Source organism: Nitrosomonas eutropha (genome assembly GCF_003201195.1).
Lineage (GTDB): Bacteria > Pseudomonadota > Gammaproteobacteria > Burkholderiales > Nitrosomonadaceae > Nitrosomonas > Nitrosomonas eutropha.
In genome coordinates this window covers 156116-181544 of sequence record NZ_QICQ01000001.1, presented here as the reverse complement: position 1 = coordinate 181544, position 25429 = coordinate 156116, and the positions used below count along the sequence as shown (strand labels likewise).

The 25429-nt window shown below is 49.2% G+C and carries 23 protein-coding genes and 1 riboswitch; of the genes, 9 read left to right on the top strand and 14 right to left on the bottom strand.

The window, feature by feature from the left end; all coding sequences use genetic code 11:
- Nucleotides 1-36: 36 nt before the first annotated feature.
- Both C8R14_RS00940 and C8R14_RS00935 read right to left on the bottom strand, forming a co-directional pair.
- The gene (locus C8R14_RS00940) at nt 37-1359 is read right to left on the bottom strand and encodes a TolC family outer membrane protein (protein WP_011633329.1); all 1323 of its coding nucleotides are present in this window, start codon (nt 1357-1359) and stop codon (nt 37-39) included.
- 102 nt (nt 1360-1461) lie between these two features.
- A complete protein-coding gene (locus tag C8R14_RS00935; RefSeq protein ID WP_011633328.1) occupies nt 1462-2118 on the bottom strand; it encodes a protein-L-isoaspartate O-methyltransferase family protein in 657 nt (218 codons plus the stop codon).
- Between the two features lie 66 nt (nt 2119-2184).
- Nucleotides 2185-2291, top strand: a riboswitch (TPP riboswitch).
- A 32-nt stretch (nt 2292-2323) separates the two neighbouring features.
- Between C8R14_RS00935 and thiC the strand changes: the two genes are divergently transcribed.
- Together thiC and C8R14_RS00925 are read left to right on the top strand one after the other, a co-directional pair.
- Nucleotides 2324-4222 (top strand): phosphomethylpyrimidine synthase ThiC, encoded by a 1899-nt coding sequence (thiC, locus tag C8R14_RS00930; protein ID WP_011633327.1) that lies wholly within the window; start codon nt 2324-2326, stop codon nt 4220-4222.
- A 47-nt stretch (nt 4223-4269) separates the two neighbouring features.
- Nucleotides 4270-5091, top strand: a complete 822-nt coding sequence (locus C8R14_RS00925) for an undecaprenyl-diphosphate phosphatase (RefSeq protein WP_011633326.1) — start codon at nt 4270-4272, stop codon at nt 5089-5091.
- A gap of 14 nt (nt 5092-5105) precedes the next feature.
- On the opposite strand, the gene C8R14_RS00920 is transcribed toward C8R14_RS00925, so the two are convergent.
- From C8R14_RS00920 to C8R14_RS00910, 3 genes are all read right to left on the bottom strand, one after another.
- Nucleotides 5106-5558 carry a rhodanese-like domain-containing protein gene (locus C8R14_RS00920; RefSeq protein WP_011633325.1) on the bottom strand — a complete coding sequence of 151 codons (453 nt, stop codon included), beginning with the start codon at nt 5556-5558 and terminating at the stop codon, nt 5106-5108.
- A gap of 77 nt (nt 5559-5635) precedes the next feature.
- The gene (locus C8R14_RS00915) at nt 5636-6127 is read right to left on the bottom strand and encodes a peptidylprolyl isomerase (protein ID WP_011633324.1); all 492 of its coding nucleotides are present in this window, start codon (nt 6125-6127) and stop codon (nt 5636-5638) included.
- Between the two features lie 18 nt (nt 6128-6145).
- Entirely contained in the window at nt 6146-6787 is a 642-nt protein-coding gene (locus C8R14_RS00910; RefSeq protein ID WP_011633323.1) for a peptidylprolyl isomerase, read from the bottom strand.
- Nucleotides 6788-6908: 121 nt separating this feature from the next.
- Here C8R14_RS00910 and cysS point away from each other — a divergent pair, with 121 nt between their 5' ends.
- Nucleotides 6909-8312 carry a cysteine--tRNA ligase gene (gene cysS / locus C8R14_RS00905; protein WP_011633322.1) on the top strand — a complete coding sequence of 468 codons (1404 nt, stop codon included), beginning with the start codon at nt 6909-6911 and terminating at the stop codon, nt 8310-8312.
- 12 nt (nt 8313-8324) lie between these two features.
- Here cysS and C8R14_RS00900 read toward each other — a convergent pair whose 3' ends face one another.
- The 3 genes from C8R14_RS00900 to motA are packed head-to-tail and all read right to left on the bottom strand — an operon-like array spanning nt 8325 to nt 10944.
- The gene (locus C8R14_RS00900; RefSeq protein WP_041353636.1) at nt 8325-9113 is read right to left on the bottom strand and encodes a class I SAM-dependent methyltransferase; all 789 of its coding nucleotides are present in this window, start codon (nt 9111-9113) and stop codon (nt 8325-8327) included.
- Entirely contained in the window at nt 9097-10041 is a 945-nt protein-coding gene (motB, locus tag C8R14_RS00895; protein ID WP_011633320.1) for a flagellar motor protein MotB, read from the bottom strand. The genes C8R14_RS00900 and motB overlap by 17 nt, the downstream gene beginning before the upstream one ends.
- A 42-nt stretch (nt 10042-10083) precedes the next feature.
- The gene (motA, locus tag C8R14_RS00890; protein ID WP_011633319.1) at nt 10084-10944 is read right to left on the bottom strand and encodes a flagellar motor stator protein MotA; all 861 of its coding nucleotides are present in this window, start codon (nt 10942-10944) and stop codon (nt 10084-10086) included.
- Between the two features lie 203 nt (nt 10945-11147).
- On the opposite strand from motA, the gene C8R14_RS00885 reads away from it, so the two are divergent.
- On the top strand, nt 11148-11735 hold the full coding sequence (locus C8R14_RS00885) for a guanine deaminase (RefSeq protein ID WP_011633318.1): 588 nt from the start codon (nt 11148-11150) through the stop codon (nt 11733-11735).
- A gap of 18 nt (nt 11736-11753) precedes the next feature.
- Here C8R14_RS00885 and C8R14_RS00880 read toward each other — a convergent pair whose 3' ends face one another.
- Genes C8R14_RS00880 through C8R14_RS00865 form a run of 4 tightly spaced genes read right to left on the bottom strand, consistent with a single transcriptional unit; the run spans nt 11754 to nt 15703 of the window.
- Nucleotides 11754-13736, bottom strand: coding sequence for a polysaccharide biosynthesis protein (locus C8R14_RS00880; protein WP_011633317.1), 1983 nt, complete (start codon nt 13734-13736; stop codon nt 11754-11756).
- A gap of 9 nt (nt 13737-13745) precedes the next feature.
- A complete protein-coding gene (locus tag C8R14_RS00875; RefSeq protein ID WP_011633316.1) occupies nt 13746-14306 on the bottom strand; it encodes a sugar transferase in 561 nt (186 codons plus the stop codon).
- A gap of 52 nt (nt 14307-14358) precedes the next feature.
- On the bottom strand, nt 14359-14931 hold the full coding sequence (locus C8R14_RS00870; protein ID WP_074709777.1) for a DUF2220 domain-containing protein: 573 nt from the start codon (nt 14929-14931) through the stop codon (nt 14359-14361).
- A 34-nt stretch (nt 14932-14965) separates the two neighbouring features.
- The gene (locus C8R14_RS00865; protein WP_011633314.1) at nt 14966-15703 is read right to left on the bottom strand and encodes a hypothetical protein; all 738 of its coding nucleotides are present in this window, start codon (nt 15701-15703) and stop codon (nt 14966-14968) included.
- 233 nt (nt 15704-15936) lie between these two features.
- On the opposite strand from C8R14_RS00865, the gene C8R14_RS00860 reads away from it, so the two are divergent.
- Nucleotides 15937-18021 (top strand): AarF/UbiB family protein, encoded by a 2085-nt coding sequence (locus C8R14_RS00860; protein ID WP_011633313.1) that lies wholly within the window; start codon nt 15937-15939, stop codon nt 18019-18021.
- A gap of 13 nt (nt 18022-18034) precedes the next feature.
- Here C8R14_RS00860 and C8R14_RS13425 read toward each other — a convergent pair whose 3' ends face one another.
- On the bottom strand, nt 18035-18208 hold the full coding sequence (locus tag C8R14_RS13425; RefSeq protein WP_166484983.1) for a hypothetical protein: 174 nt from the start codon (nt 18206-18208) through the stop codon (nt 18035-18037).
- Between the two features lie 111 nt (nt 18209-18319).
- Here C8R14_RS13425 and C8R14_RS00855 point away from each other — a divergent pair, with 111 nt between their 5' ends.
- Together C8R14_RS00855 and C8R14_RS00850 are read left to right on the top strand one after the other, a co-directional pair.
- Nucleotides 18320-21715 (top strand): ATP-binding protein, encoded by a 3396-nt coding sequence (locus tag C8R14_RS00855; protein WP_011633312.1) that lies wholly within the window; start codon nt 18320-18322, stop codon nt 21713-21715.
- A gap of 330 nt (nt 21716-22045) precedes the next feature.
- Nucleotides 22046-23002 (top strand): UDP-glucose 4-epimerase family protein, encoded by a 957-nt coding sequence (locus tag C8R14_RS00850; protein WP_041353401.1) that lies wholly within the window; start codon nt 22046-22048, stop codon nt 23000-23002.
- Between the two features lie 49 nt (nt 23003-23051).
- On the opposite strand, the gene C8R14_RS00845 is transcribed toward C8R14_RS00850, so the two are convergent.
- Nucleotides 23052-23774 (bottom strand): glycosyltransferase, encoded by a 723-nt coding sequence (locus C8R14_RS00845; protein ID WP_011633310.1) that lies wholly within the window; start codon nt 23772-23774, stop codon nt 23052-23054.
- Nucleotides 23775-23872: 98 nt separating this feature from the next.
- On the opposite strand from C8R14_RS00845, the gene C8R14_RS00840 reads away from it, so the two are divergent.
- Both C8R14_RS00840 and C8R14_RS00835 read left to right on the top strand, forming a co-directional pair.
- Complete coding sequence (locus C8R14_RS00840; protein ID WP_242500185.1) at nt 23873-24346, top strand: type II toxin-antitoxin system RelE/ParE family toxin; 474 nt, start codon at nt 23873-23875, stop codon at nt 24344-24346.
- Nucleotides 24324-25355, top strand: coding sequence for an Rpn family recombination-promoting nuclease/putative transposase (locus C8R14_RS00835; RefSeq protein WP_011633308.1), 1032 nt, complete (start codon nt 24324-24326; stop codon nt 25353-25355). The genes C8R14_RS00840 and C8R14_RS00835 overlap by 23 nt, the downstream gene beginning before the upstream one ends.
- Nucleotides 25356-25429: the final 74 nt, after the last annotated feature.

The window sequence follows — 25429 nt, the reverse complement described above, 5'->3', positions numbered from 1 at the left end:
TTTTTCGGCTTTTTTACTAAAAATAAACAAGAAGAATCAAAGTAATGCATTAATTTCCAGCAAATCATCTTCATCCAGATCACCCACTTCAGCTTTAAGCTGGAGCCGGGCCATCAGATAATCATAATAGGCCTGAGCAAGATCTCTGCGCGCCGAAAAATATTGCTGCTGCGCATTGAGTACATCTATTTCCATCCGTACACCTACCTCCTGACCCAACGTGGTTGAATCAAGCTGGCTGCGGCTGGATGTTAATGCCTGCTTCAGCGCTTTGATCTGAGCAATACCATTAGTTACATTGAGATAATTCTGGCGAACCTGCAATGCGATCGTGCGCTGCACATTTTCCATATCTTTACGAGCCTTGTCCCGGTTAGCTAAAGCTTCTCTAACACGAGATTGCACTGACAATCCCTGGAAAATAGGAACCGTCAATTGTAATCCAACAGATTTATTGACGATATCCAGCCCTCGCCCGGTGAAAGCACCGCCGACACCATGCTGATCACTATATTGTGCAACCAGATCAAGAGTTGGATAGTGACCAGCTTTGGCACGGTCAATGTCTTGCTCGGAAATCTCGTAAGCAATACGCTGTACTTTCAGCTGGAAATTCTTTTCTTCCGCTAGCCCGACCCACTCATCCATACCATCGTGAGGCAAAGAAAGTGGATCGGCGATAATCTTGTCCAGGCTTGCATCCTGCAGATCATTCGGGAGTCGATTGATTAGAACTTCTAATGCATGCTGACTAATTTCCAGTTTGTTTCTGGCAGCGATTTCCTGTGACAAGGTTAAATCGTAACGCGCTTCGGCTTCGTGTGTATCGACTATGGTCGAAACACCAACTTCAAAATTTCGTCTAGCCTGTTCTAGCTGTTCATGAATCGCTTTTTTCTGCGACTCGACTACCTCAAGGTCAATTTTTGCCTTGAGTATATCAAAATAGGTTTGTGCAACCCGCAAGATCAAATCCTGCGCTGCGATAACGAATTGCGCATCTGCCTGCGCCACCTCATTTTTAGATTGCTGATAAATAATAAAATTCTCAAAACGAATGAGCGGTTGAGTCAGAGTCGCGGTAATTCCCCGATTTTTGATCTCTCGGCTTGGCAAACCACTTGTTTCAATATATTGATTTTGGCCAACTCCAGTCAGGCGAATATCGGGCAATAACCCTGCCCTTCCCTGAGGCATCCGTTCTTGTGCAGCCACATAGGCAGCGCGCGCCGCGCCGTATTGTGCATCCTCTTCCAGCGCTTCACGGTAAATCTGCATCAGATCGGCAGCTTCTAACTGAACACAAACAAACATGCTCAAGCATAATAGACACGCTAAACCTCGTAAGCTTTTCATCATTAGCCGGCTGATTTCATTATCTTCGTATTTTCGTGGTTTGATGATTGCCACTGAAGTTATCAGTACATTGGCTTTTATGAAGCGGTTAGCGGACACAGGGCTTCAAAAATGAAATTGCTCGCGCTGCAATGCATTTCTGAATGGCGCAGTACAGGTTTCAAACAAGCGGGTCGAACTATAGTTACCTGGTGTGGTACAGGTTATCAACATTGCCTCCATAACAGGCTCCTCACCAACTATGGCGAACAACCGGCCTCCCGGTGCCAGACTTTGCTGAAATGCCTCGGGCAGCACTGGTGTGGAAGCTGTCAGGACAATTACGTCATACGGACCGTGATCAGGCCAGCCGCGTGCAGCATCACCCTGCTCCAGTGTTATGTTGGTGATATCATGTGCCTGCAGATTAATACGCGCCATGGCATGCAGTTCCGGTACGATTTCCACACTATAAACATGTGCACCAAGTTTAGCCAACAGCGCAGTCATATACCCCGTTCCGGTACCAACCTCAAGGATCTTATCAGTTTTATTGATGTTCAATTCCTGCAGAATACGTGCCTCCATTTTGGGCGTTAGCATTACCGCATCATGCTCCAGCGGAATTTCCATATCCGTGAATGCCATAAAACGATAAGCTGCAGGTACAAATTCTTCACGCTTTATCTGATATAACAAGTCAAGAATATCCTGATTCAGAACATTCCAGGTCCGGACTTGTTGTTCCACCATATTGAAACGACTTTGTTCGAGGTTCATCATAGATCTAATTCTGTTATCAACGAAAGAATCGGGCTTGCAATTATTCCATATTTACTTTAGCTTGGCAGCTTTGGCTAGGGGTCCGCATTCGCAGAAAACTGGAATGTCGGTGAGACAGTCCCTTAATACCTGATGCGGATAACGCCGCCGGAGGGAAGCTGGGAGTAATTTCCCTGCTCCTTGCGGCTTTCTTAAGGAGCATAGCATGAAAATACCTGTTTCCAGACTGGAAAAATTCACCAGTGACAATGCACGGGTAGATACAGCTGCAATACAATCTCTCCCCAATTCACGCAAGATTTATATTCAAGGCTCCCGCGCAGATATCCGGGTACCGATGCGGGAAATCAGCCAGTCTGATACCAACACCAGCCAGGGAATCGAAAAAAACCCGCCCATCTGCGTCTACGATACTTCGGGCCCCTACTCGGATCCTGACACCAATATAGATATCCGCCACGGTCTGCTCCCTTTGCGTGAAAAATGGATTGAAGAGCGCGAAGATACAGAAGTTCTCTCGGGATTATCCTCAAGTTACAGTTTAAAACGGTTGCAAGATCCCGCTTTGACAGCAATGCGTTTTAATCTCACACGCCCGGTTCGTCGCGCCAAAGGGGGCAGCAATGTTACTCAAATGCATTACGCTAGGCGCGGCATTATTACACCGGAAATGGAATTCATCGCAATTCGGGAGAATCAGCGCAGAGAGCGTGTCACCGATCTGGCGAAAAGCGAGTTACTAACTCGACAACACCCCGGACAAAGTTTTGGTGCTGCGATTCAGGAATGGATCACCCCAGAATTTGTTCGTGATGAAGTAGCACGCGGGCGTGCCATTATTCCAGCCAACATCAATCATCCGGAAGCAGAACCCATGATTATCGGCCGTAATTTTCTGGTCAAAATCAATGCCAATATTGGTAATTCCGCACTGGGTTCCAGCATTCAGGACGAGGTGGAAAAAATGACCTGGGCGATTCGCTGGGGCGGTGATACGGTCATGGATCTCTCCACTGGAAAAAATATCCACGAAACACGCGAATGGATTATTCGCAACAGTCCAGTTCCAATTGGTACTGTACCAATTTATCAGGCACTGGAAAAAGTGGATGGCAAGGCCGAAGAACTAACCTGGGAAATTTTCCGCGATACGTTGATTGAACAGGCAGAACAAGGCGTGGATTACTTCACCATTCACGCCGGGGTACGTTTGCCTTTCGTTCCAATGACAGCCAAACGCATGACCGGTATCGTCTCTCGTGGCGGTTCCATCATGGCCAAATGGTGCCTGGCACATCACAAGGAAAGTTTCCTGTATACACATTTCGAAGATATCTGCGAAATCATGAAGGCCTATGACGTCAGCTTTTCCCTAGGAGACGGCTTACGTCCTGGCTCAATTTATGATGCCAATGATGAGGCACAATTCGCAGAATTAAAAACGCTGGGTGAACTGACAAAAATTGCGTGGAAACACGATATACAAACCATGATTGAAGGACCGGGGCATGTGCCCATGCACCTGATCCGGGAAAACATGGATCTGCAACTCGAACATTGTCATGAAGCACCTTTCTATACATTGGGGCCACTCACCACCGATATCGCACCTGGTTATGATCACATCACCTCGGCAATCGGCGCAGCCATGATCGGCTGGTATGGAACTGCCATGCTGTGCTACGTCACGCCCAAAGAACATCTTGGTCTACCGGACAAGGATGACGTCAAGGACGGGATCATTACCTATAAAATCGCCGCACATGCTGCTGATCTGGCTAAAGGACACCCAGGCGCACAGATTCGTGACAATGCACTGTCCAAGGCGCGTTTTGAGTTCCGCTGGAACGATCAATTCAATTTAAGCCTGGATCCAGATAAGGCCAGGCAATTTCATGACGAAACCCTGCCGCAGGAAGGTGCCAAGCTTGCCCACTTCTGCTCAATGTGCGGGCCCAATTTCTGCTCAATGAAAATTACCCAGGATGTGCGTGATTATGCTGCACAACAGGGTATTTCTGAAAATGAGGCGTTACAGGAAGGCATGGCCAAAAAAGCGGATGAATTCATTGAAAAAGGCGGTGAGATTTATAGAAAACTATGATCTTTCCTGGTGATTTCATTTGCTTAAACAATTCACATTAGGCCGCTATGGACTGGCTGATTCTCATCAAAGCATTTCTGCTTGGTATTGTTGAAGGACTGACCGAGTTTTTGCCAATCTCATCTACCGGACACCTAATACTGGCGGGCGATTTACTGGATTTTAATGACGATAAAGCTCAGGTTTTTACGGTAGCAATACAGCTGGGGGCGATTCTCTCCGTTTGTTGGGAATATCGTGCACGGCTAATAAATGTGGCCAGGGGGTGGGGCACCCGACGGGCAAATCGTTTCGTACTGAATCTGTGCGTTGCTTTCTTGCCAGCCGCAATACTGGGCTTGCTATTCATCAAAACGATAAAGTATTACTTATTCCACCCGCTGCCGGTTGCTATTGCATTGGTGACTGGCGGCGTGCTGATACTCTGGGCCGAGCGTCGGGAACACAGAATTGAGGTTGAAAATGTAGATGATATGAACTGGAAGCATGCGCTGAAAATTGGCTGCGCACAGTGTCTGGCACTGATCCCTGGCACCTCCCGTTCCGGCGCAACGATTATCGGTGGATTATTGTCCGGATTATCACGTAAAGCTGCTGCAGAATTTTCTTTCTTTCTGGCAATCCCAATCATGTTTGCTGCCACCTTCTATGATGTCTACAAACACCGGGAATTTTTACATAGCGATGATCTGGGAATGTTTGTGGTGGGATCAATCGCAGCTTTCATTAGCGCGTTAATTGCGATACGCGGGTTTATACGCTATGTCAGCCATCATGATTTCACCCTGTTTGCCTGGTACCGCATTGGTTTTGGCCTGATTGTATTGCTTACAGCCCATTTTGGCCTGATTAACTGGTCTGCAGGTTAATATTAAAGCCCTCTTTAGCCCTGAATCCACGGCAATCCAGCGGCTTTCCAGCCGGATTGTCGCCCGCGGTGACCACTTTCATCCTTATCGCCTTCAAAACCTTCCAGAATGTTATAACACTCCGTAAAACCATTCTGGCTCAGAAGGGTTGCTGCCTGGTCAGACCGGCCACCACTGCGGCAGATGAACAGCAGGATGGCATCATCTGCAACCTGACCAGTAAGCTGTTCCAGAAAATCAGGATTGGGCTGCATTCCCGGGTAAGTCAGCAACTCGACTTCAATTGCCCCGGGAATACGCCCAACCCAGTCCAGTTCAGCTCGACAGCGCACATCCACAACTCTGGCTTCCGGCATGGATTGCAGCACCTTATGCGCCTCTGATGGCAACAGTGCTCCCCTGTAGCAAACACCCAACTCTTGCGCCCGATTTTGAGCTGTTTCCAGAATTTTATTGATCTCCATCATTTCTACTGAATTTCCATTTGTAAAACACAGGCCAAATTATTTTTGGTGCCAGACAAATTATTTATCAGAATTTTAGCTCAAGCCCGCTCAGCTTTTTCAATGATGACATCTTCCAGCGGTACATCCTGGTGTCCGGCAGAACGACCTGTTTTCACTTTCTTGATTGCATCCACCACTTCCTTGCCTTCCACAACCCGGCCAAATACACAGTAACCAAAACCTTGTGGCGTCATGCCAGTGTGATTCAAAAAACCGTTATTGGCAACGTTAATGAAAAACTGTGCAGTGGCAGAATGCACATCGGAAGTGCGAGCCATGGCAATTGTATAGGTCTCGTTACCAGAACCCAAAGCAGCTTCATTCTGAATAGGTGCCAAAGTTGATTTTTCTTTCATTCCTGGTGCATAACCACCACCTTGAATCATAAAACCATCGATAACACGATGAAACAAAGTGTTGTCGTAATGTCCGCTATCAACATAACGCAGGAAATTTTCGACAGTGACAGGCGTTTTATCGCTGTCAAGTTCCAAAGTAATGGCGCCGTAATTTGTATGTATTTTAACCATTTTAATTTTGTCCTGAGTTTACGGATTTTCGGAATTGGCAGAAGCCGGGAGCAATTTGACACTTTCAATAACGATCATGTTTTGTGGTACATCTCTGTTAAAAGGCCCATTTGCTCCGGTTGGCGTCCCGGCAATAGCATTAACAACATCCATGCCGGCTGTAACTTTACCAAAGACTGCGTAACCATACCCCTGCATGGTAGGAGCGGTGTAGTCAAGAAAATTATTGTTTGCGACATTAATAAAAAACTGTGACGAGGCAGAATGTGGTTCATTGGTGCGCGCCATCGCAATCGTACCAAGTGTATTTTTAAGCCCGTTGGCAGCTTCATTTTCGACAGGCTGCCGGGTAGGCTTCTGTACGTAATTCTGATCGAATCCACCCCCTTGAATCATGAACTTGGCAATAACCCGATGAAAAATCGTGCCGGTATAGTAATCATCATTAACATAGTTCAGAAAATTCTTGACAGTCTTTGGCGCCTGATCGGCATAAAGCTCTATCTGTATCGCGCCAAGATTGGTTTTAATTTCAACCTTAGGATTAGCTGCAAAAACGGATGTTGCCAACATCGTCAGGCATAAGGTAAAGAAAAGCGTAGTGGAGGTAACTATTTTTATTGAACGAGCAGTATGCCGCTCAAAGGAGAAGATTATCATTATGCTATACTCACACGGTTTTGCCCCTGGTTCTGCCGGGCGGACGGTTATAAAGAAAAGTCCCTGATTTTATCAATAAAATAAGCACTTCTCACAACTATCTCTCTTGCATACGCCTCCGATGCTCAAAATTTACGATACGCTCACCCGCTCCAGACGCGAATTTATCCCTCTTACACCCGGGAAAGTCAAAATGTATGTGTGTGGCATGACTGTTTATGATCACTGCCATCTTGGACACGCTCGTGTATTGGTCGTATTTGACAGCGTAGTACGCTGGCTACAGACTCTTGACTACGAGGTGACTTATGTCCGCAATATCACTGACATCGACGACAAGATTATTCGCCGCGCGCTGGAAAACCATGAGCCGTTTGGAGCACTGACTGCCCGCTACATTCAAGCAATGGAAGAAGACGCTGCGGCATTGGGCATCATCAGTCCTTCTTTCGAGCCGCGCGCAACTGAATGCATCGAGAGTATGGTCACAATGATCGAATCATTACTGAGCAAAGGGCTCGCCTACGTAGCAAACAACGGCGATGTATTTTACGACGTACGCCGTTTCCCCGGCTATGGCAAGCTCTCGGGTAAATCACTCGATGATTTGCGTGCCGGTGAGCGCGTGGAGATCGATACCAACAAGCGGGATCCCTTGGATTTTGTGTTATGGAAAGCTGCCAAACCCGATGAACCCAGCTGGGATTCGCCGTGGGGCAAGGGACGTCCGGGCTGGCATATTGAATGCTCCGCCATGAGCGGGCACTACCTGGGTGAGCGGTTTGACATCCATGGGGGCGGTCAGGATTTACAATTCCCGCATCACGAGAACGAAATCGCGCAAAGTGAAGGCGTCCACGGCCACCCCCATGTCAATTACTGGATGCACAACGGATTTGTGCGCGTAGACAATGAAAAAATGTCCAAATCGCTGGGTAATTTTTTCACTGTGCGGGAAGTGCTGGCACGCTACCAGCCCGAGGTAGTTCGTTTTTTCATTGTGCGGGCACACTATCGCAGCCCGCTCAATTATTCTGATGCCCACCTCAACGATGCCAGAAACGCACTGGAACGTCTCTACACAGCGCTGAAGAATCACGCGCCATCACAGGCACAGGCAGCTGAAGAAGCAACTGCTACGATTGACTGGGTAAATGATGGCTACGCTCAGCGTTTCATGGCGGCGATGAATGATGATTTCAACACACCAGAGGCGGTTGCGGTGCTGTTCGATCTGGCAAGCGAAGCAAACCGGACGGGTAATTCACACTATGCCAGTTTGCTCAAGGCTCTAGGTGGAATACTGGGTCTGTTACAGCAATCACCAAGGCAATATTTGCAACATCCCGCACACCCACAGAATGACCACCATTCCATAGAAGAAATTGAACGCATGATCCAGCAGCGATTACAGGCGCGCAAGGAGAAGAATTTTGCGCAGGCTGATGCACTGCGTCAGCAACTGGCCGAAGCCGGCATTATTCTGGAAGACGGTCCGCAAGGAACAACCTGGCGACGACAATAACGCAGAATTTCATCAAGGTATTTGCCAGATATAAAGTGCGGCACCACTAAAATCATCCAGCTGGATACACCGATCAGGCACGACGCCTGGAACAGTAAAGGTGTTACTGATGAAAAGGCTACCCGGACGCATTTCCTGGCATACTTTCTCCCATAAACGAGGCATGGGCACAGGGGAAAGATAGGCATATACTACATCGTATCCAAACAGATCATACCGCCAGATGCTTTCCCATTGAAACCGGCAATCCTGCCCGGATAGCATTGCTCTCAACTTACTGATCCAGCAGGGCAACATGGCGGTCTCAACGCCGTGATAGCTGCCATGCGGCAACATCCGCGCCAATTTGCATACCAGCCCGCCACACCCCGAGCCCAGATCAATCAATTTGAAGTTGCAATCCTGCGGCAGCAATCCAGCCAGTGTATCAACCGCTTCCCGGCTAGACAAAAACAACGGCACCCGTGTGTGATGTATTCTTCCAAAAACTAGCATGAGTGTAATAAAACCAGCCAGATACCAGTCAGCAGACAGCTCCAGTGTTGATATTGCCGACAGCAGCGCCGGAAAAAAGAACAGATGAATAACCGCCTGCCAGACTGGCAAGCGCAACAGATAGAAACTCATGAGCGCAGCAATCACTCCCTGCAGCCAGATTGCGTGCAGCAGCGTGAGCGGCCACGGCAGAATTACCCCAAGCAGACATACAAGCAAAATACTGCCTGGCAGCACTACAAAGATCTTTTTCAGCAGTGATTCGGAAGCAGCACACTGATGAACAGTCTCAGTTGGATACGGCATTGTTTCCATCCACAATCTGCGGACTGACTTCTTCTTCACTATGGATGTTTACTTCACCCAGGCTTTCACGGGTAATGGCATCCTCGGCTTTTTTATTCATGACGATAATGCTGATCCGCCGGTTAAACGGACTGAATGAATCTTCTTTATCAAACATCACCGCGGAAGACAGCCCGACCACTCGCAACATTTTCTCCGGATTCATTCCACCCGCGATCAGCTCACGCCGGGAAGCATTGGCACGATCCGCCGATAATTCCCAGTTACTGTAGCTTTTTTCACCGGAGGGATAGGGAGTCGCGTCAGTGTGGCCAGAAAGACTGATTTTATTGCCGACATCATTCAGCATCTTGCCGATTTCATGCAGAATCATTTTGGTATACGGCTGCAATTCTGCTTTTCCGATAGCAAACATCGGACGGTTTTTTTCATCAACAATCTGGATGCGTAAACCTTCCGAGGTAATATCGAGTAACAGCTGGCTCTTAAATTTATTAAGTACCGGATTACTGTTGATTGCATCTTCTATTCTGGCTTTGAGTTTTTCCAGTTGTTCCCGTTCAACACGATCCTGGAGAGTCTGCAGCGCATCCATATCAAGAGATTGCTTCAAGTCATCAAAATCGGATCGCCTCATCTGACCGATTCGCCGGCTCAGATCATCACCACCTCCTTTAATGACACTGGTGCTGTCCCCGCTGCCATCTCCCCCAAGCAGCGCAACTTTTAAAGGCATCTTGAAATATTCAGAAATACCTTCCTTATCCCCCTGCGTAGTTGAACCCAACAACCACATCAGCAAAAAAAAGGCCATCATAGCCGTCACGAAATCAGCATAGGCAATTTTCCAAGCACCACCGTGATGCTGCCCCGACACCTTCTTAATACGTTTGATAATGATGGGTTTTTGTGAAAAATCCTCAGCCATTCACGACCTCACTTAGCAACAGAAAAACTTGGAGAAGCAACATCATTTAGCTTTACTCTGTTTGACGTGTTTTTCCAGTTCGATGAACGATGGCCGCTCGGTGGAGAATAGTACTTTCCTGCCAAATTCCACTGCCAGAGCCGGTGCATAGCCGTTGAGATTAGCCAGCAGCGTAACCTTGATGCACTCCAGCAACTTGCTTGATTCATGCAATCTCTGTTCCAGGCGACTGGCTAGAGGGCTGACAAAACCATAGGCAAGCAAAATCCCAAGAAACGTCCCAACCAATGCCGCAGCAATCAACTTGCCCAGCTCTGCCGGTGGAATGCCGACTGACGCCATGGTATGCACCACACCCATCACGGCTGCCACAATTCCGAAAGCCGGGAGTGCATCCCCCATCTTGCCGATAACATGCACAGGCACCTCCCCTTCCTGGTGATGCGTTTCGATTTCACCATCCATCAGATTTTCAATTTCCAGGGGGTTAAGATTACCGCCAACCATCAGCCGCAGATAATCGGTAATGAATTCTATGGCATGATGATCCGACAGGATTTTGGGATATTTTGTGAACAACGGACTTTTAGCAGGATCATCCACATCCGCCTCAATCGACATCAGCCCTTCCTTGCGGATTTTGCCGAGCACTTCATAGAGCAGTGTCATCAGCTCCATGTAGACCACCTTGGTATATCGGGCACCCTGAAAAACACCAGGAAGCGCTTTGAAAGTAGCCTTGATTGCTTTGCCGGAATTACCGACGAAGAATGCACCCAGCGCGGCACCTGCAATCATGAGCAGCTCGACCGGCTGAAATAATGATCCCAGATGGCCGCCCGCCAGAGCAAATCCACCAAACACGGAGACAATGACAATAAGATATCCGATAGTTACCAACATGACTGAAAAACCTTTTATGAATTTCAGACTTTATCGGCTGCTTGCGGGCTGACTTTAATCGGGTAACCACACCAGCTGGATATCAGGCCAGTACCAATGGCTTTCAGACAAAAAAATCAATTTTTATAACAATGAAGATTCGATTGTGCCGAAGTAACACCAAGCGCTACCCGCATTGATCGACATTAGTGTAAAGTTGCCCTATGAGCATAAGCACTACATTGCACATCAAACTGCCAGCTTTCCTCGTACAGGCAAATATGGAGCCGCGCGTGCTGATTAAACCTGAAGCACGCATGAGTTATGTGCTTGAACTAATGCGTATCAATATGGCTACAGATGGTGGCCCTTTTGCCGCAGCGGTATTCGAGCGCGACAGCGGCTTGCTGATTGCAGCCGGTACCAACCGGGTGGTATCAAGCCACTGTTCCACTGCTCACGCCGAAATACTTGCGTTATCGCTGGCGCAGGCAAAACTGGGCAGCCACGATTTGAGCGCTGACGGTCTGCCTGCCTGTGAACTGGTAACCAGTGCCGAACCTTGTGTAATGTGCTTTGGTGCAGTGATCTGGTCCGGCGTACGCAGTTTGGTCTGTGCTGCACGCGGTGAGGATGTGGAGGCAATCGGTTTCGACGAAGGCCCTCGACCAGAGAACTGGATTGATGAATTGGAAATTCGCGGTATCATCGTGACAACTGATCTGTTGCGTGATACCACCTGCACACTCCTGCGCGACTACGTTGCCTGCAACGGCGTGATTTATAACGCACGCTGCGGAATACACAAATGAACAGCGAGTTACTTACTTTTATCCGGAAGTCCCCTTGCTGCCCAACTCCATTGCCCGTGCTTCGTCTTCCTGCGCAAGATACACCCAATCTACGATCTCCTGATTGGGGATATAACCAGGAACCAGTTGTGCCATCATCAACCGGATGACACCGACATCATTCACATTTAAAGCCATCTCCAAAGCACTCAGCTTACCTTCCAGCTCTGCCCAAGGAACAGAATCTTCATGCGCTCTCATAATCCTCGGATGGGAGGTCAGTTCCGGGTTGTTTCCAATCAACAGCTCCTCATAAAGCTTTTCACCGGGGCGCAAACCGGTAATCTCAATTTCAATGTCACCTTCCAGATTCTGCTCATCTCTGACAGTCAAACCAGAAAGCTCAATCATGTGGCGTGCCAGATCCATAATCTTCACGGATTCTCCCATATCCAGCACAAATACCCCCCCGCCCCTGGCCATTGCCCCTGCCTGGATGACCAATTGAGCCGCTTCCGGAATTGTCATGAAATAGCGGGTAATCTCCGGATGAGTCAGCGTAATCGGACCTCCCTCCCGGATTTGCTGACGGAATTTCGGCACCACTGAGCCCGATGAACCCAGCACATTACCGAAACGCACCATGGAAAATCGGGTAGTGGAATTGTTATCGGCCAGAGCCTGTAATACCAGTTCTGCCAGGCGCTTGCTCGCACCCATGATATTGGTAGGTCGCACTGCCTTGTCTGTGCTGATCAGCACAAAATCCATCACACCATTTTCCTCGGCGGCCCGTGCCAGATGGAGCGTACCAAACACATTGTTCTTAATGCCTTCCGCCGGATTATGCTCCACCAGCGGCACATGCTTATAGGCAGCGGTATGATAGACAGTATCCGGGTGCCAAGTAGATATGATCTCCCGCATACGGCCCTCATCCTGTACTGATGCCAATAAAGGCACCAACACAATATCACGGCTGGCAAGCTTCCCCTCCAGTTCCTGGTGAATCATATAAAGCGCAAATTCATTCTGTTCAACCAACAGCAACCTGATCGGCCCCACAACAAGAATCTGGCGGCAAAGTTCACTACCAATCGATCCACCCGCTCCCGTCACCAACACCACTTTACCCAGAATATTCTTCGCTAACAGAATATGATTCGGTGTTACCGGTTCACGCCCGAGCAGATCATCAATATCCAGTTCACGCAAATCTGTAATACCCACCTTACCCTGGATCAGATCAGTCACACTGGGCAATGTCCGTACCGAAACACGCGCATCACGAATCTGACATAAAATTTCATTACGACGACGGCGTGAAATACCCGGCATTGCCAACAAGACATCGCTGATATTCAAGGTGGAAACCAAGGCCGTCAGATCACCCGGGTTATAGATAGGCAAACCATTGAGTACATGTCCATGCAAGCGATCATCATCATCCAGAAACCCCGCTATCTGTATTTCCGGACTATTGGCCATGGCTACTGCCAACTGACGGCCTGTTCGGCCAACACCATAAATAAATGCCCGGGGCCGGGAAATATGTCTCAAAATATTCTGGTACTGATCTCCCAGCCACACACGTGCCAGCGCACGCGATGCACCGACAAACAGGAGTAGCAGAATTGGCTGAATGATACCGATTGTGCGTGGAACACCTGACAGCCCGATAACCATAAAGATGGTGGCATAGATCAGCCCATAAATACTGATAGCACGTGCTACCGTCAATAACGCCGGCCAACCGCTGTATCTGAAAATGGCACGATAAAGACCAGTAACAATAAAAATAGGCAGCGCCAGTACAACGGAGGTTACCGCTGCCCAAATGGCACCCTCTGCCCATGGACCCTGCCTGGTAAAACTGACAAACTCACCCAAACGCAGGTAATAAGCCAGCCAGACTGTCAAAACACACAAACTGAAATCTACAGAAAGAGCAATTAGCCGCTTCATCGTACGGGACAAGGTCAACACTGAGGGTGCAAACTGTCTGAAGTAATTTTTAACCATAAAACTTAATCAACCGGATTTTTCTCTTATACGATCCCCTGCACCACGACCTGTCGCTGTCAGCACAATGTACTTAAAATAATTCACTACCGACAACGTCCTGATCATCTGCCTATCAACCTCTGCCAGCAGCACAGGGGTAGACATATCAATACCCTGAATCTGCGCCAACCCTGTAATACCCGGACGCACATCAAAGACCCTCCGTTGCACTCGTTCCCCGATCAACTCAAGCTGATTTGGCAAGCAAGGCCGGGGGCCAACCAGACTCATCTCCCCCTTGAGTACATTCCATAGTTGCGGCAGCTCATCCAGCTTAGTTTTTCGCAAAAAATTACCAAAAGAAGTAATAGCCGAGACATCCGCCAGATGCGTGGCAACAGAAGCCGTACCTGGTCGCATAGTACGAAATTTAACCAGGACAAATGGCTTCTGCTGTCTTCCTACCCTTATCTGCCGAAATAATGGTGATCGTGTGTCGAACAACCCAACCACATAAAGAATCGTCAACAGCGGCAGGGTAACCAGAATACCCAAGACTGCCAGCACAATATCCAGTAAACGTAACATGATATCCCGGTTTACAGGTTCACTTGAAAATTCACCCTAATATCATATCGCATCACAGCTGATCAATCCGTTCACGTACCCAGCCAAAGCCCAGATGTTCCTGTTCCAGCCTCAGCCCCTCACGGATACGGTTGTCACGCAGAGCATCGTATAGATCCGATTCTTCCGGAGTTAATCGGTACAAATCATTCCGCTGTGGCTTGTCTTCCCGGCCCCAGAAAGCAGTGTGCGCCTCAAGAGTCGCGCGATCCATCAGCAGAGATGAAACATGCGGAAAATGGCTGCGCAGTTGATCAAGAATGGCGAAGCCGTGAGTGTCGATATCTCCCCAGTAATGGATCACACAGCGATCCAACCAACGGCTCCGAGCAAGCGCTTCCCAGCCGTAGCCGGAGCCGAAAACAGCCATGGCAGCAAGGACATTGGGCAAAGCCAGAAAGTTGATTTCGTTTTCAGTGATAAACACCCGCCGGATACCAATGGTCAATCGGCTAAAGCTACCAGCATCCAGTGTAATATCCGGACAACAGATACCCGCGATGATTTGTATTTCAGGATCCAGGATATGAAAACGAATCCTGGCAGGCTTTTCTACAAAGCCATAGCGGGCAGCAAATCGGGCAATACCAGTCTGACTGGCATCTAGTATCTAAAGGTCTTTAAGCAGCTTTCTTTATAAGACTTGCGAAACGGTTAGCCTGTTTCCCGACAACTTTCAATAAACGGCTTGGTGAATCTTTACAAAAACGCTCAATATTTTTCATGCCATCAACAATACTGTAAGTACCAGAAGGAATAAAATCGGGACTCAAGTAATTTGTCAGCACAAATCTGGTTCTATTTTTGAATTCTGCCAAGACTGGCTCTCGACCGTACATTTTCCCTTCTTCCATAAGCTTGAAGCTATTGATAACGAAGTTCTTGTAAGGCCCAAAGACATGAGAAAGATCAGCAGTGCGCACAGCTTTAGCTGTGTTACCAAGCTCTTCACCTACATTTTCTGGTAGCTGTTCACCCATCCTTGTAAACATTATGCATGTTTGAACATCTCGAATATATGATTCTTCGAACCCGTAATTTTGCAGGAGGACATTCATTATATGAGCTGAATACCCCTCTTTACTGCCATACTTTTCCCAGACAGGTGCTATGAGGTCATGGGGGAAACCAGCGTCATGCCCCATATAAGCAATTTTGGCCATGAAAGAATTGATTAGGTTGCCTTTGGTCTTTTCCTGCTTACAAAGGTCGTCGATGATACCAAGACCGTGCTCAATATGTTCATCCCAGTTGTGATAGGGTAAACGCGGCTCATAAAAGGGCTTTAAATCACACGCGAGCAACTCCAAAAAACCAGCTTCATCTTGAAGTTCATCGTTTAATATAACGAATTCCATACGACTTGATTATACCTGTACGTTTCTGCATAACAAAGATTGCCGGAGGCCAGGAACGTTGACTCATGTAAGGTAACTCTGAGAAAAAAGATGTTACGTAACAACCAGCATCGATTGGCTGTTTCAGATCAATAGCACGCTGATAAGCGTTTGGGCAGGGTGTTTGCACACCCTGCCACCCAGGCTGATCCTGTCATATCGATGCTATCCCTGCTCATCACTCTACAACATTTATGAAAAATCATCTGGAGAGTAAAGTCATAAAACGCGTGATGGTAGGCACCGACCGCTCTGAAGCCGCCGACCGAGCTGTCCAGTGGGCCGCTGGATTTGCCGACCGCTACGATGCGGAGCTGTTCGCGGTTGAGGTAGTGGTGCCGCAGTATCCGTCCGCCACAGAATTCGGCGAAGCCGAACAAACGCGCGCTGCGGCAGCCAACAACGATTTGGCACACTTTGTGCGGCAGGTCGCCGGAGATCGCGGGCATGCTTTGGTCGTCATTGATACGGATCCGGCATTGGCAATCGTCCGCGCCGCTGAACAGAAGGCAGTCGATGTCCTGGTGGTTGGCAATTTTGGCATGGCAGGTCGAAAAAAGTTTTTGCTCGGTAACATACCGAACCGCATCAGTCATAGTGCCCATTGCACCGTGATTATTGTAAATACCGCGCATTCTACTGGTGAGCAGACATCGGGTTTGGCTCGAACTCACCTATCCGAGGGTGAAATCCCGCCTTTTGAGCCTCGACTGGCAGCCCGCGCTACGCATATCGCAGCTGTAATGGCGAAACATGGCCTCAAGCTGTTCAGCCAGTCTAACGAACCAGATATATCTATCCGCCGTCAGCAAGCCAAGCGCTTACGAGCAGCCCTGGAAGAGCTTGGCCCGATATTCTCAAAACTCGGACAAGTGTTGTCAACTCGCCCGGATCTCCTTCCAATTGAATACATTGAGGAGCTTTCTCTGTTGCAGTCCCGGGTGCCGCCGATGACGGAAAGCGAGGTGGTCCAAGTTTCCGAGCAGGAATTGAGAGTCCCCTGGGAGGATGTATTCAAGTCGATTGACCCGAAGCCTCTCGCCGCTGGCACGATCGCTCAGGTCCATCGTGCAACGCTCGAAAGCGGTGAACGGGTCGTAGTCAAGGTTCAGCGACCGACTGCTCGCATGGATATCGAACAGGATCTCGCCCTCCTCCAGGTGTTTGTGGAGAAAGTCGGAAAGCGTCCTGCGCTCAATCAGGTGATTGATATGGAAGCCGTGTTCAAACATCTCTCCACCTCGCTCCATAGTGAACTCGACTTCCGTCAGGAGGCCGACAATATCGAGCGCATGCAAGTGGTGCTCGCAGACTATAATCGCCTTGCCGTACCCAGCGTACACCGGGATCTGTCCACGTCTCGGTTATTAGTAATGGAAGAGATCCAGGGTATACCGATCAGGCAGGCGCCGGCTGGCCCAGCACGCATCCAGGCTGCTCGTCAACTGTTGGAGAGCTACTACAAACAGATCATCGTCGATGGCTTCTTCCATGCCGATCCCCACCCAGGCAATCTGATGTGGTGGAAGGATTGCATCTATTTTCTTGATTTCGGAATGGTCGGTATGGTAGGAACCGATCTCCGTGAGCATCTCTTGTTAATGTTGATGGCTCTATGGCAGGAAGATGCGGCGTTTCTCACCGATGTCACATTCATGATGACGAGCGCCGATAATAGTAGCACCCTCGATGTGGCCCGATTCCAGAGTGAGATTGGGGAAGTGATGGCAAAATATCGCACTGCCTCGCTTGCCGAGATGCAGATCGGGCCGCTTCTGCAAGAAATGAGTGCGGTTTCGTTACGGCACGGAGTACCGCTACCAGCTTCGCTCACGCTCGCCATCAAGGCACTCGCGCAGGTACAGCTGGCGACTGCCGAGCTTGATCCAGCACTCGATCCGTATGACGTAGCGGGAAAGTATCTGATGCGCTTGATGGCTAAACGCATGGGTACCGCGTTCAATCCGAAGACATTGCTGTATCAATCTCAGAAGTTGAAAGTACGAACCCTGCGCATGATCGAAGCAGTTGAAAATTTCGTTGGTGCCCGCCCTGGCGGTCCAAAGCTTGTGGTAAATTTCCGGGCCAATTCACTGGAGGATATAGTACGTCATACGGGACGACGACTAGCGCTCGGCCTGACCGCTGCGGCAAGTATCCTGGCCAGTGGATTCACAGCAGCGTCAACGGTTACTGCCGAGTGGGTGCCAATAACATTCGGGATCGTCGGAGGTCTGCTGACCCTTGGCCTGGTTATCGATCTGCTGCAAAGACATTGAAGACAAAAATAGTTTACGATGGCGGACTGTTCAGTGCCGAAGATTTTGTGCCACTACGCTTGATCGAACGCAACACGGCTTTCTCGATCACGTAGGCGATGACCGCCATTACCATGCCTACCAGTTGACGTTCCATTTTTCGAGTGAAAGATCCTTTAGGAATCATATTTTTGGAAGCGTTGTTCATCACAGATCTATTATCGATTAAAGGATTACGATCCGCAACGAGTAACTTCCCACGCTTAACTCAGTTAATCCTGTCCATGGCAGGCCGGAATATCTACCATCGACTTTGTTCATGACGAATGATCACATATCAGAATGGCTGGATAACCTTGGCCTAGGTATATATCGCGAGTCGTTTCAGCAAAATGCGATCACCTGGGATGTCCTGCCCGAGCTGAATGAGGGCGATCTGGAGGCGCTGGGTGTTTTGCTGGGACATCGGAAAAAAATCTTGCGCGCGATCACTCAATTGTCGCAAAACGCTGAGGTTATGGATTCGAGGCCTATGCCCGCTGACGTCATTCAGGAGGAGCAGCTATTCCGTCCAGAACGGGATCAAGCAGAACGTCGACAGTTGACGGTGATGTTTTGTGATCTTGTGGATTCGACAGCACTGTCCTGCCGATTGGACCCTGAAGACCTCCAGGATGTGATCCGACGGTTCTTGGACGCCTGTAGCCAAGCAATTGACCGGCTCAATGGCTATATCGCAAAATACATGGGCGATGGGATGCTGGTTTATTTCGGGTACCCCCATGCCTATGAAAATGATGCGGAACGAGCGGTCCATGCTGGACTGGCTATTCTGGATACAGTGGGGGAACTTAATCGAGACAACCCCCATTTACAGTTTGATATTGCTGCACGAATCGGGGTCGCTACTGGTCAAGTCGTAGTCGGCGAGCTAATAGGACAGGATCTTGCCAAGGAACGGTCAGTGTTTGGTGAAACCCCAAATCTCGCCGCCCGCCTCCAGACGCTGGCAAAACCCAATCAATTGATCATTGATCCAGCGACGAAACGGCTTGTCGGAAATGAATTCGAATTTCTGGATCTCGGCTCCTTTTCGCTGAAAGGGTTCGACACACCTGTCCAAGCTTGGCAGGTTCTGAGTACCAGGCTGTCGGTCAGCCGGTTTGAGTCCTATCGATCCAGCCACTTAGCCAAATTTGTAGGCAGAGAACAGGAGATCTCACTCCTGTTGGGTCGCTGGCGCGAGGCCATCAGCGGCGAAGGACAAGTCGTGCTCCTATCCGGTGAGGCCGGCATCGGAAAATCGAGAATCGTCTGTAGTTTATGTGAGCGCCTCAAAGATGAACGGTATCAGACGATTCAGTTTCAATGTTCACCCTACCATACCAATACGGCACTCTATCCGGCCATCAATTTTCTGCGGCAAACAGCGGGACTCGCAAGTCATGACAGTGCCCAGGCACAACTGAACAAGCTCGACGCCCTGGCTATCGAAGGCAGAATCGATAGCCAGGAAACGGTTTCATTGCTGGCAGATCTGCTCTCGATCCAGGGAGATCATCGGTATCCGCTTCTCAATGTGCCATCCGAAAAACGCAAAGACATGACGCTGGAAGCACTTGTGCACTATCTACAAAGGCTGGCCGATCGTTGTCCACTGTTGTTCACGGTGGAAGACGCCCATTGGCTTGATCCAACAACGCAGGAACTCATGACGCGAATCATTGGCCGCATTCGGCAGATGCGTGTGTTGTTGTTGATCACAACTCGCCCCAACTTCAAGCCGTTGTGGTCGGAATATAGCTATGTGACGTCCCTGACGCTCAACCGACTTCCACGTCGGCATAGCGCTGAACTCATTGCGGCGATAACAGGAGGAAAAGTGCTTCCGCCCGAGGTGCAGCAGGCTATTCTGGCCAAGGCCGATGGCATACCCCTCTATATTGAAACATTGACGGAAAATGTGCTTGGATCTGGGCTCCTGATCGAGGACAACAATTCATTTACTCTGAAGGGCCCACTAAAGGGATTGCCCATTCCAGACAGTCTGCAGGCGTTGCTCATGGAGCGGGTGGATCGGTTAGGGTCAGCCAGAGAAATTGTGCAAACCGGTGCGGCAATAGGGCGCGAATTTACCTACGAGCTGTTGCGAGCCACTGTCGAAGTGCCGGACAGCGAGTTAAGGAATGCACTCGACCTGTTCGTTGCTTCCGGGCTCGTTCTTCAAGAGGGCAAGATACCTCTTGCGACATACTACTTCAAGCATGCACTCGTCCAGGAAGCGGCCTACAGCATGTTACCCAAGAAACCTCGGCGCATACTTCATGCTCGCATTGCCAAAACCCTGGAGAGCCGGTTCCCAGAGCGGGTAAACATGGAACCGGAACTCTTGGCTTATCACTTGGAACAGGCAGGGCTGACTGGTCCGGCAGTTGATTATTGGCATCGCGCGGCCCGTAGAGATGCGAAACAATCAGCCAATATCGAATCGCTTAATCATTTTAACAGAGCACTGGATTTGCTAAAGGAACTGCCGCAAGACCCGGAGCGAAATACCCTGGAGTTGGAACTCCTGCTTGCACGCGGAGGCCCATTGCTGGCCGTCAAAGGATATGCGTCCGACGAAATGGAACGTAATTATCGAAGAGCGAAGGATTTGTTGTCGGAGCAAAGCAGTTCCGTGGACCAATTTCGAGTTATTCGGGGATTGTGGGTCGTTCTTATGCTCAGAGGGCACCTCGTCCGTGCGCGCGGCCTGGCTGAAGATCTCTTGGCACTGGCTCACCGTGAGCAAATAGCAGAACTGCTGATTGAAGCTCACCATGCCTTGGGTGCAATCAACTTATTTTCTGGCCGGTTTGACGAAGCCAGAACCCATCTGTCCGCCGCAAAATCCCTTGACGTTCCGGATGAACACCGCTCACAGGTCTTTTTCTACGGACAAGATTCAGGAATAAGCGCGAGGATTCTGCTGGCCAGGACGTTATGGATATTAGGTGAGATTGAGCAAGCCGAAACGTTGGCATTGGAGGCGATAGGTATGGCGAGGGCGCTGGAGCACCCATTCACTCGTGTTTTTACGCTCATTTTTCTTGCCTGGATCTATGCCGGCGCCCGCAATGCGAAGAGAACGCTGGAGCTCACCGATGAGGCAATTACGGTTTCAACACAATACTCATTTGAATTGGGGTTGGCGTGGGCGACAGCCTCTCAGGGTTGGGCATTGGCCGAAATTGGACGGGAGGAAGGCCTCGTCAAATTAATTAATGGGATTGCTGCTACCCGGGCCACAGGTGCGATTACCAACAATACGTCTACATTGGCGTTACTGGCAGAAATCTATTTACGCAGAAATAGAATTGACGAAGGATTGGTCGCCATTGAGGAGGCACAGAAACTTGCTGTTACTGGAGGAGAATTGTTTTGGCAAGCGGAGTTGTTTCGATTGAAAGGCGAACTGTTGCTCGGGCAATCCGAGCAAACAGTCCAAGAAGCAGAGGAGTGTTTGTGTGAAGCCTTAAAGATCGCGCAGGATCAGTATGCAAAAATATTTGAACTTCGGGCCGCCACGAGCCTAGCTAAACTTTGGAGAAAACTCAACAAAGCAGACGATGCCAAACGCATCTTAAACGCGGTGTACTCCAGATTCAATGAACGCGTAGACAACCTCGACTTGATTGAAGCGAAAACAGTCCTTGAACAGCTGGGTGCGTGAAATCGCTGCTGTTGTAATCGGGATTTGAAGTTCAACGATACGAGCCTGTATAGCAAGATAGATCATCATTCTACAATTATGCCTTTTTGAAGCGTTTGCGATCATTGCGATTTTGCCAGCAACGCGGCTCATGGAGGATCCGCGCAGAGGCCTCTTAACTGTAGCTTATCGCGAACAACATTTGATCGATTTCAAAGACTTTGCCACCCAGATTTTCTAATATGCCTACCAACAAATATCAGAAAATTGACAGACAAAATCATCCTGGTTATGAATGTAATTGTGCCCGTTCATTGTTGTGCGCACAGATACTACGCCAAGAGACATGAAATGAACATCTTGCTGACTGGATCCAGCGGTTTTGTAGGCGGTACCATCTGGCAGACACTGCGTCAGCGAAAGGTAACGGTACGGCCTGTATTTCGCACGTCAGTCTCAGCGTTGACAGCAGGGTGTCCGGTTGATGAAGCAGTAATCGTACCCACATTGGATGCGGCCACCGACTGGACGCAAGCCCTGGCAGGAGTGGATGTGATAGTCCATTGCGCTGCCCGCGTCCATGTAATGCAAGATAACGCGACTGATCCACTCACGGAATATCGCCGCGTGAACGTAGATGGTACGCTGCGCCTGGCGCAGCAGGCTGCCGCTGCCGGAATGCGGCGTTTTGTGTTTATCAGCTCAATTAAGGTCAACGGCGAAGGCACGCAGCCGGGGCGACCCTATTCAGCAGATGACACGCCTGCGCCAGAAGATGCTTATGGCATTTCCAAGGCCGAGGCCGAAGCGGGTTTGCACAAACTGGCTCAGGAGATGGGCATGGAGCTGGTCATCATTCGTCCCGTGTTGGTTTATGGCCCTGGCGTCAAAGGTAATTTTCTGACCATGCTGCGTTGGGTGCGGCGTGGTTTTCCTCTGCCGTTGGGTGCGGTGGTAAAAAATCGTCGTAGTCTGGTGGCGCTGGACAATCTGGTGGATCTTATCTGCACCTGCGTGAATCACCCAAACGCAGCCAATCAGACTTTTCTGGTAAGCGATGGAGAAGATCTATCCACTGCCGATTTATTGCAGCAGCTGGGCCAAGCGATGGGCAAAAAAGTACACTTACTTGCCATACCGGTGTGGCTGTTACACCTGGCGGCGCGCTTGCTGAGTAAAGGTGCAATAGCGCAGCGTTTGCTAGGTTCGTTGCAGGTGGATATCAGTAAAACCCGCACCTTGCTCGGGTGGCAGCCGCCGTTATCAGTAGACGAAGGCTTGAAAAAGCTGGTGGAGCACCAGGGATGATCTTGCCATGTGCTTACTCTGCAGAATTTGCCAACGTCCTTGGTAAACGTCACCAATGCTTCCAGAGATACCGCAACATGCTGACCATGTGCCACCTCATGTAGCGCAAACTTCTCCGGCTGGCCCGTTGCGCATCGTGAATTACCCGGACCTTTGGACATGCCAGGACTGACCGCCCAGATTTCCACAAGCGCGCACAGATGTCCACATCCTCGTAGTACAGAAAATACTTCTCGTCAAAACCAGCAATCGCACGGAAATCTCCTGCGCGAAACAGCATGAACATTCCACCCACCCAGTCTGCTCTGAACGTCACATCCTCGGCAGCGAAGATATATCGGCCATCACCACATCCAAGAAATTTGATGACTAGAGAAAAAGGAGTGGGAAATCGCCGAACGCTGTCCTCGACCCCACCATTCGGCGTGATCACCATCGGTGCGATCACTGCGGCGGATAACCGAGTAATCTCCTCAAGCAAAACTGGAAACGGATTCTCAACCAGACGGATATCGGGATTCAGAACACAGAACCATTCTCCCTTTGCTTGCCGGAAAGCAGCATTATGATTTGCACCAAATCCCCGGGGCGCAGTATTTCTCAACACACTGACCGGATAGGGAAAATCATCAGGTTCAAATAAAATTTCTTCGGGAATATTGAGGGTAATCAACACCTCGGCGATCATAGGCATATCCAGCCTGGCTAAATCCTTGAGTAATTCCTCAACCAGAGCTGATTGACCGTGACTAACAACAGAAATCGTGATCATGCAACGGCACTGCCAAAGGCGCTTGCATAGTATAACCAGCCACAGGGTAATATTTCCTGTAAAAGCCTGTTGATACAAACCTGCAAATCGGTTCCATAATGAAGCATCCTGAAATCGGGAAGATTCATCATGTCATAGATGTCGCGATTTTCCATGCAGATTTGGCAATACTATCCTTTCGGTTGGCAGATTATTTTTGCTTTGACATGGAGTCGATTGCTATCCAATATCGGTCCATGAGAACCAGTTTCAAGCATCCGTTCGCCCAGTATGTCAATAAAGCTAACAGGCCGCTGCAACTGGCAATTGAAGATAAGGTAGAAATGATATGCGAAACACCAGAAATTGGCGAGCTCAAAGCGGGAGGTCTGGCCGATGTTCGGGCTTACAAGTCCCGGTTCAACCAGCAAGAGTATCCAATAGCTTATCGATCGCCGGCCAGAAACATACCTATTGAATTTATGATCATCGACTTCTATCAAATCGGTACGTACGAGAACTTTTACGACAAACTGAAACAGTATTTGCGACACGATAAAAATCTGAGAGATGGATCACGATCACGGATATAAACTGCTATTTTCCCACGCTGAAATGGTGGCAGACTTGCTGCGCGGCTTTGTTAAAGAAGACTGGGTTAATGAACTCGACTTTTCCACACTGGAGAAAATTAACGGTAGCTATATCAGCGATGATTTGAGAGAACGTCAGGATGACATCATCTGGCGCTTGCGCCGTAAGCAAGGCAAGCAAGACGAATGGCTGTACGTTTATTTATTGCTGGAATTTCAATCTACCGTGGACTGGTTCATGGCGGTGCGAATCATGACTTACATCGGCCTGCTGTATCAGGACCTCATCCGCAGTGAATCCATTAAAACGGGGGAACAGCTACCACCAGTACTACCGGTAGTTTTGTACAATGGAGACAACCGCTGGCAGGCACCGGCAAACATAACTGAGCTGATTTTCCCTGCGCCTGGCGGACTGGATCGTTACCGGCCACAGCTCAACTACCTGCTGCTGGATGAAGGACGTTACCATGAACACGAACTGGCAGCATTGCGTAACCTGACAGCCGCTTTGTTCCGACTGGAGAACAGCCGCACCCCAGAAGATGTCCAACAAGTGTTACAGGCATTAATCACTTGGCTGCACACCCCGGAACAAGACAGCCTGCGACGCGCATTTACTGTCTGGCTGAAACGGGTATTCTTACCAGGCAGAATGCCAAAAATCAGCTTCGATGAAATTCATGATTTACAGGAGGTACACAGCATGCTTTCAGAACGCGTCAAAGATTGGACCAAAGACTGGAAACAGCAGGGAATTGAAGAAGGAAAGCAGATAGGTATTCAGGAAGGGCGGCAGATTGGTATTCAGGAGGGGCGGCAGGAAGGGCGGCAGGAAGGAAGATTGGAAGGTGAAGCAGAATTTTTCCTGAGGTTACTGGAGCGAAAATTTGGTCCAGCAGATGAAATTATCCAGACCCGTATCAAATCTGCAGATTCACAAACCCTGCTGTACTGGGGTGAGCGGATTCTGACAGCACAGACCATTGAAGAAATATTTGAAGAATAATGGAGCCTGTAAAATATCTTGTGTAAGTGCCCGAGCCTTCATCCCCGTGAAGGAATTTTCCATGACTACTGACA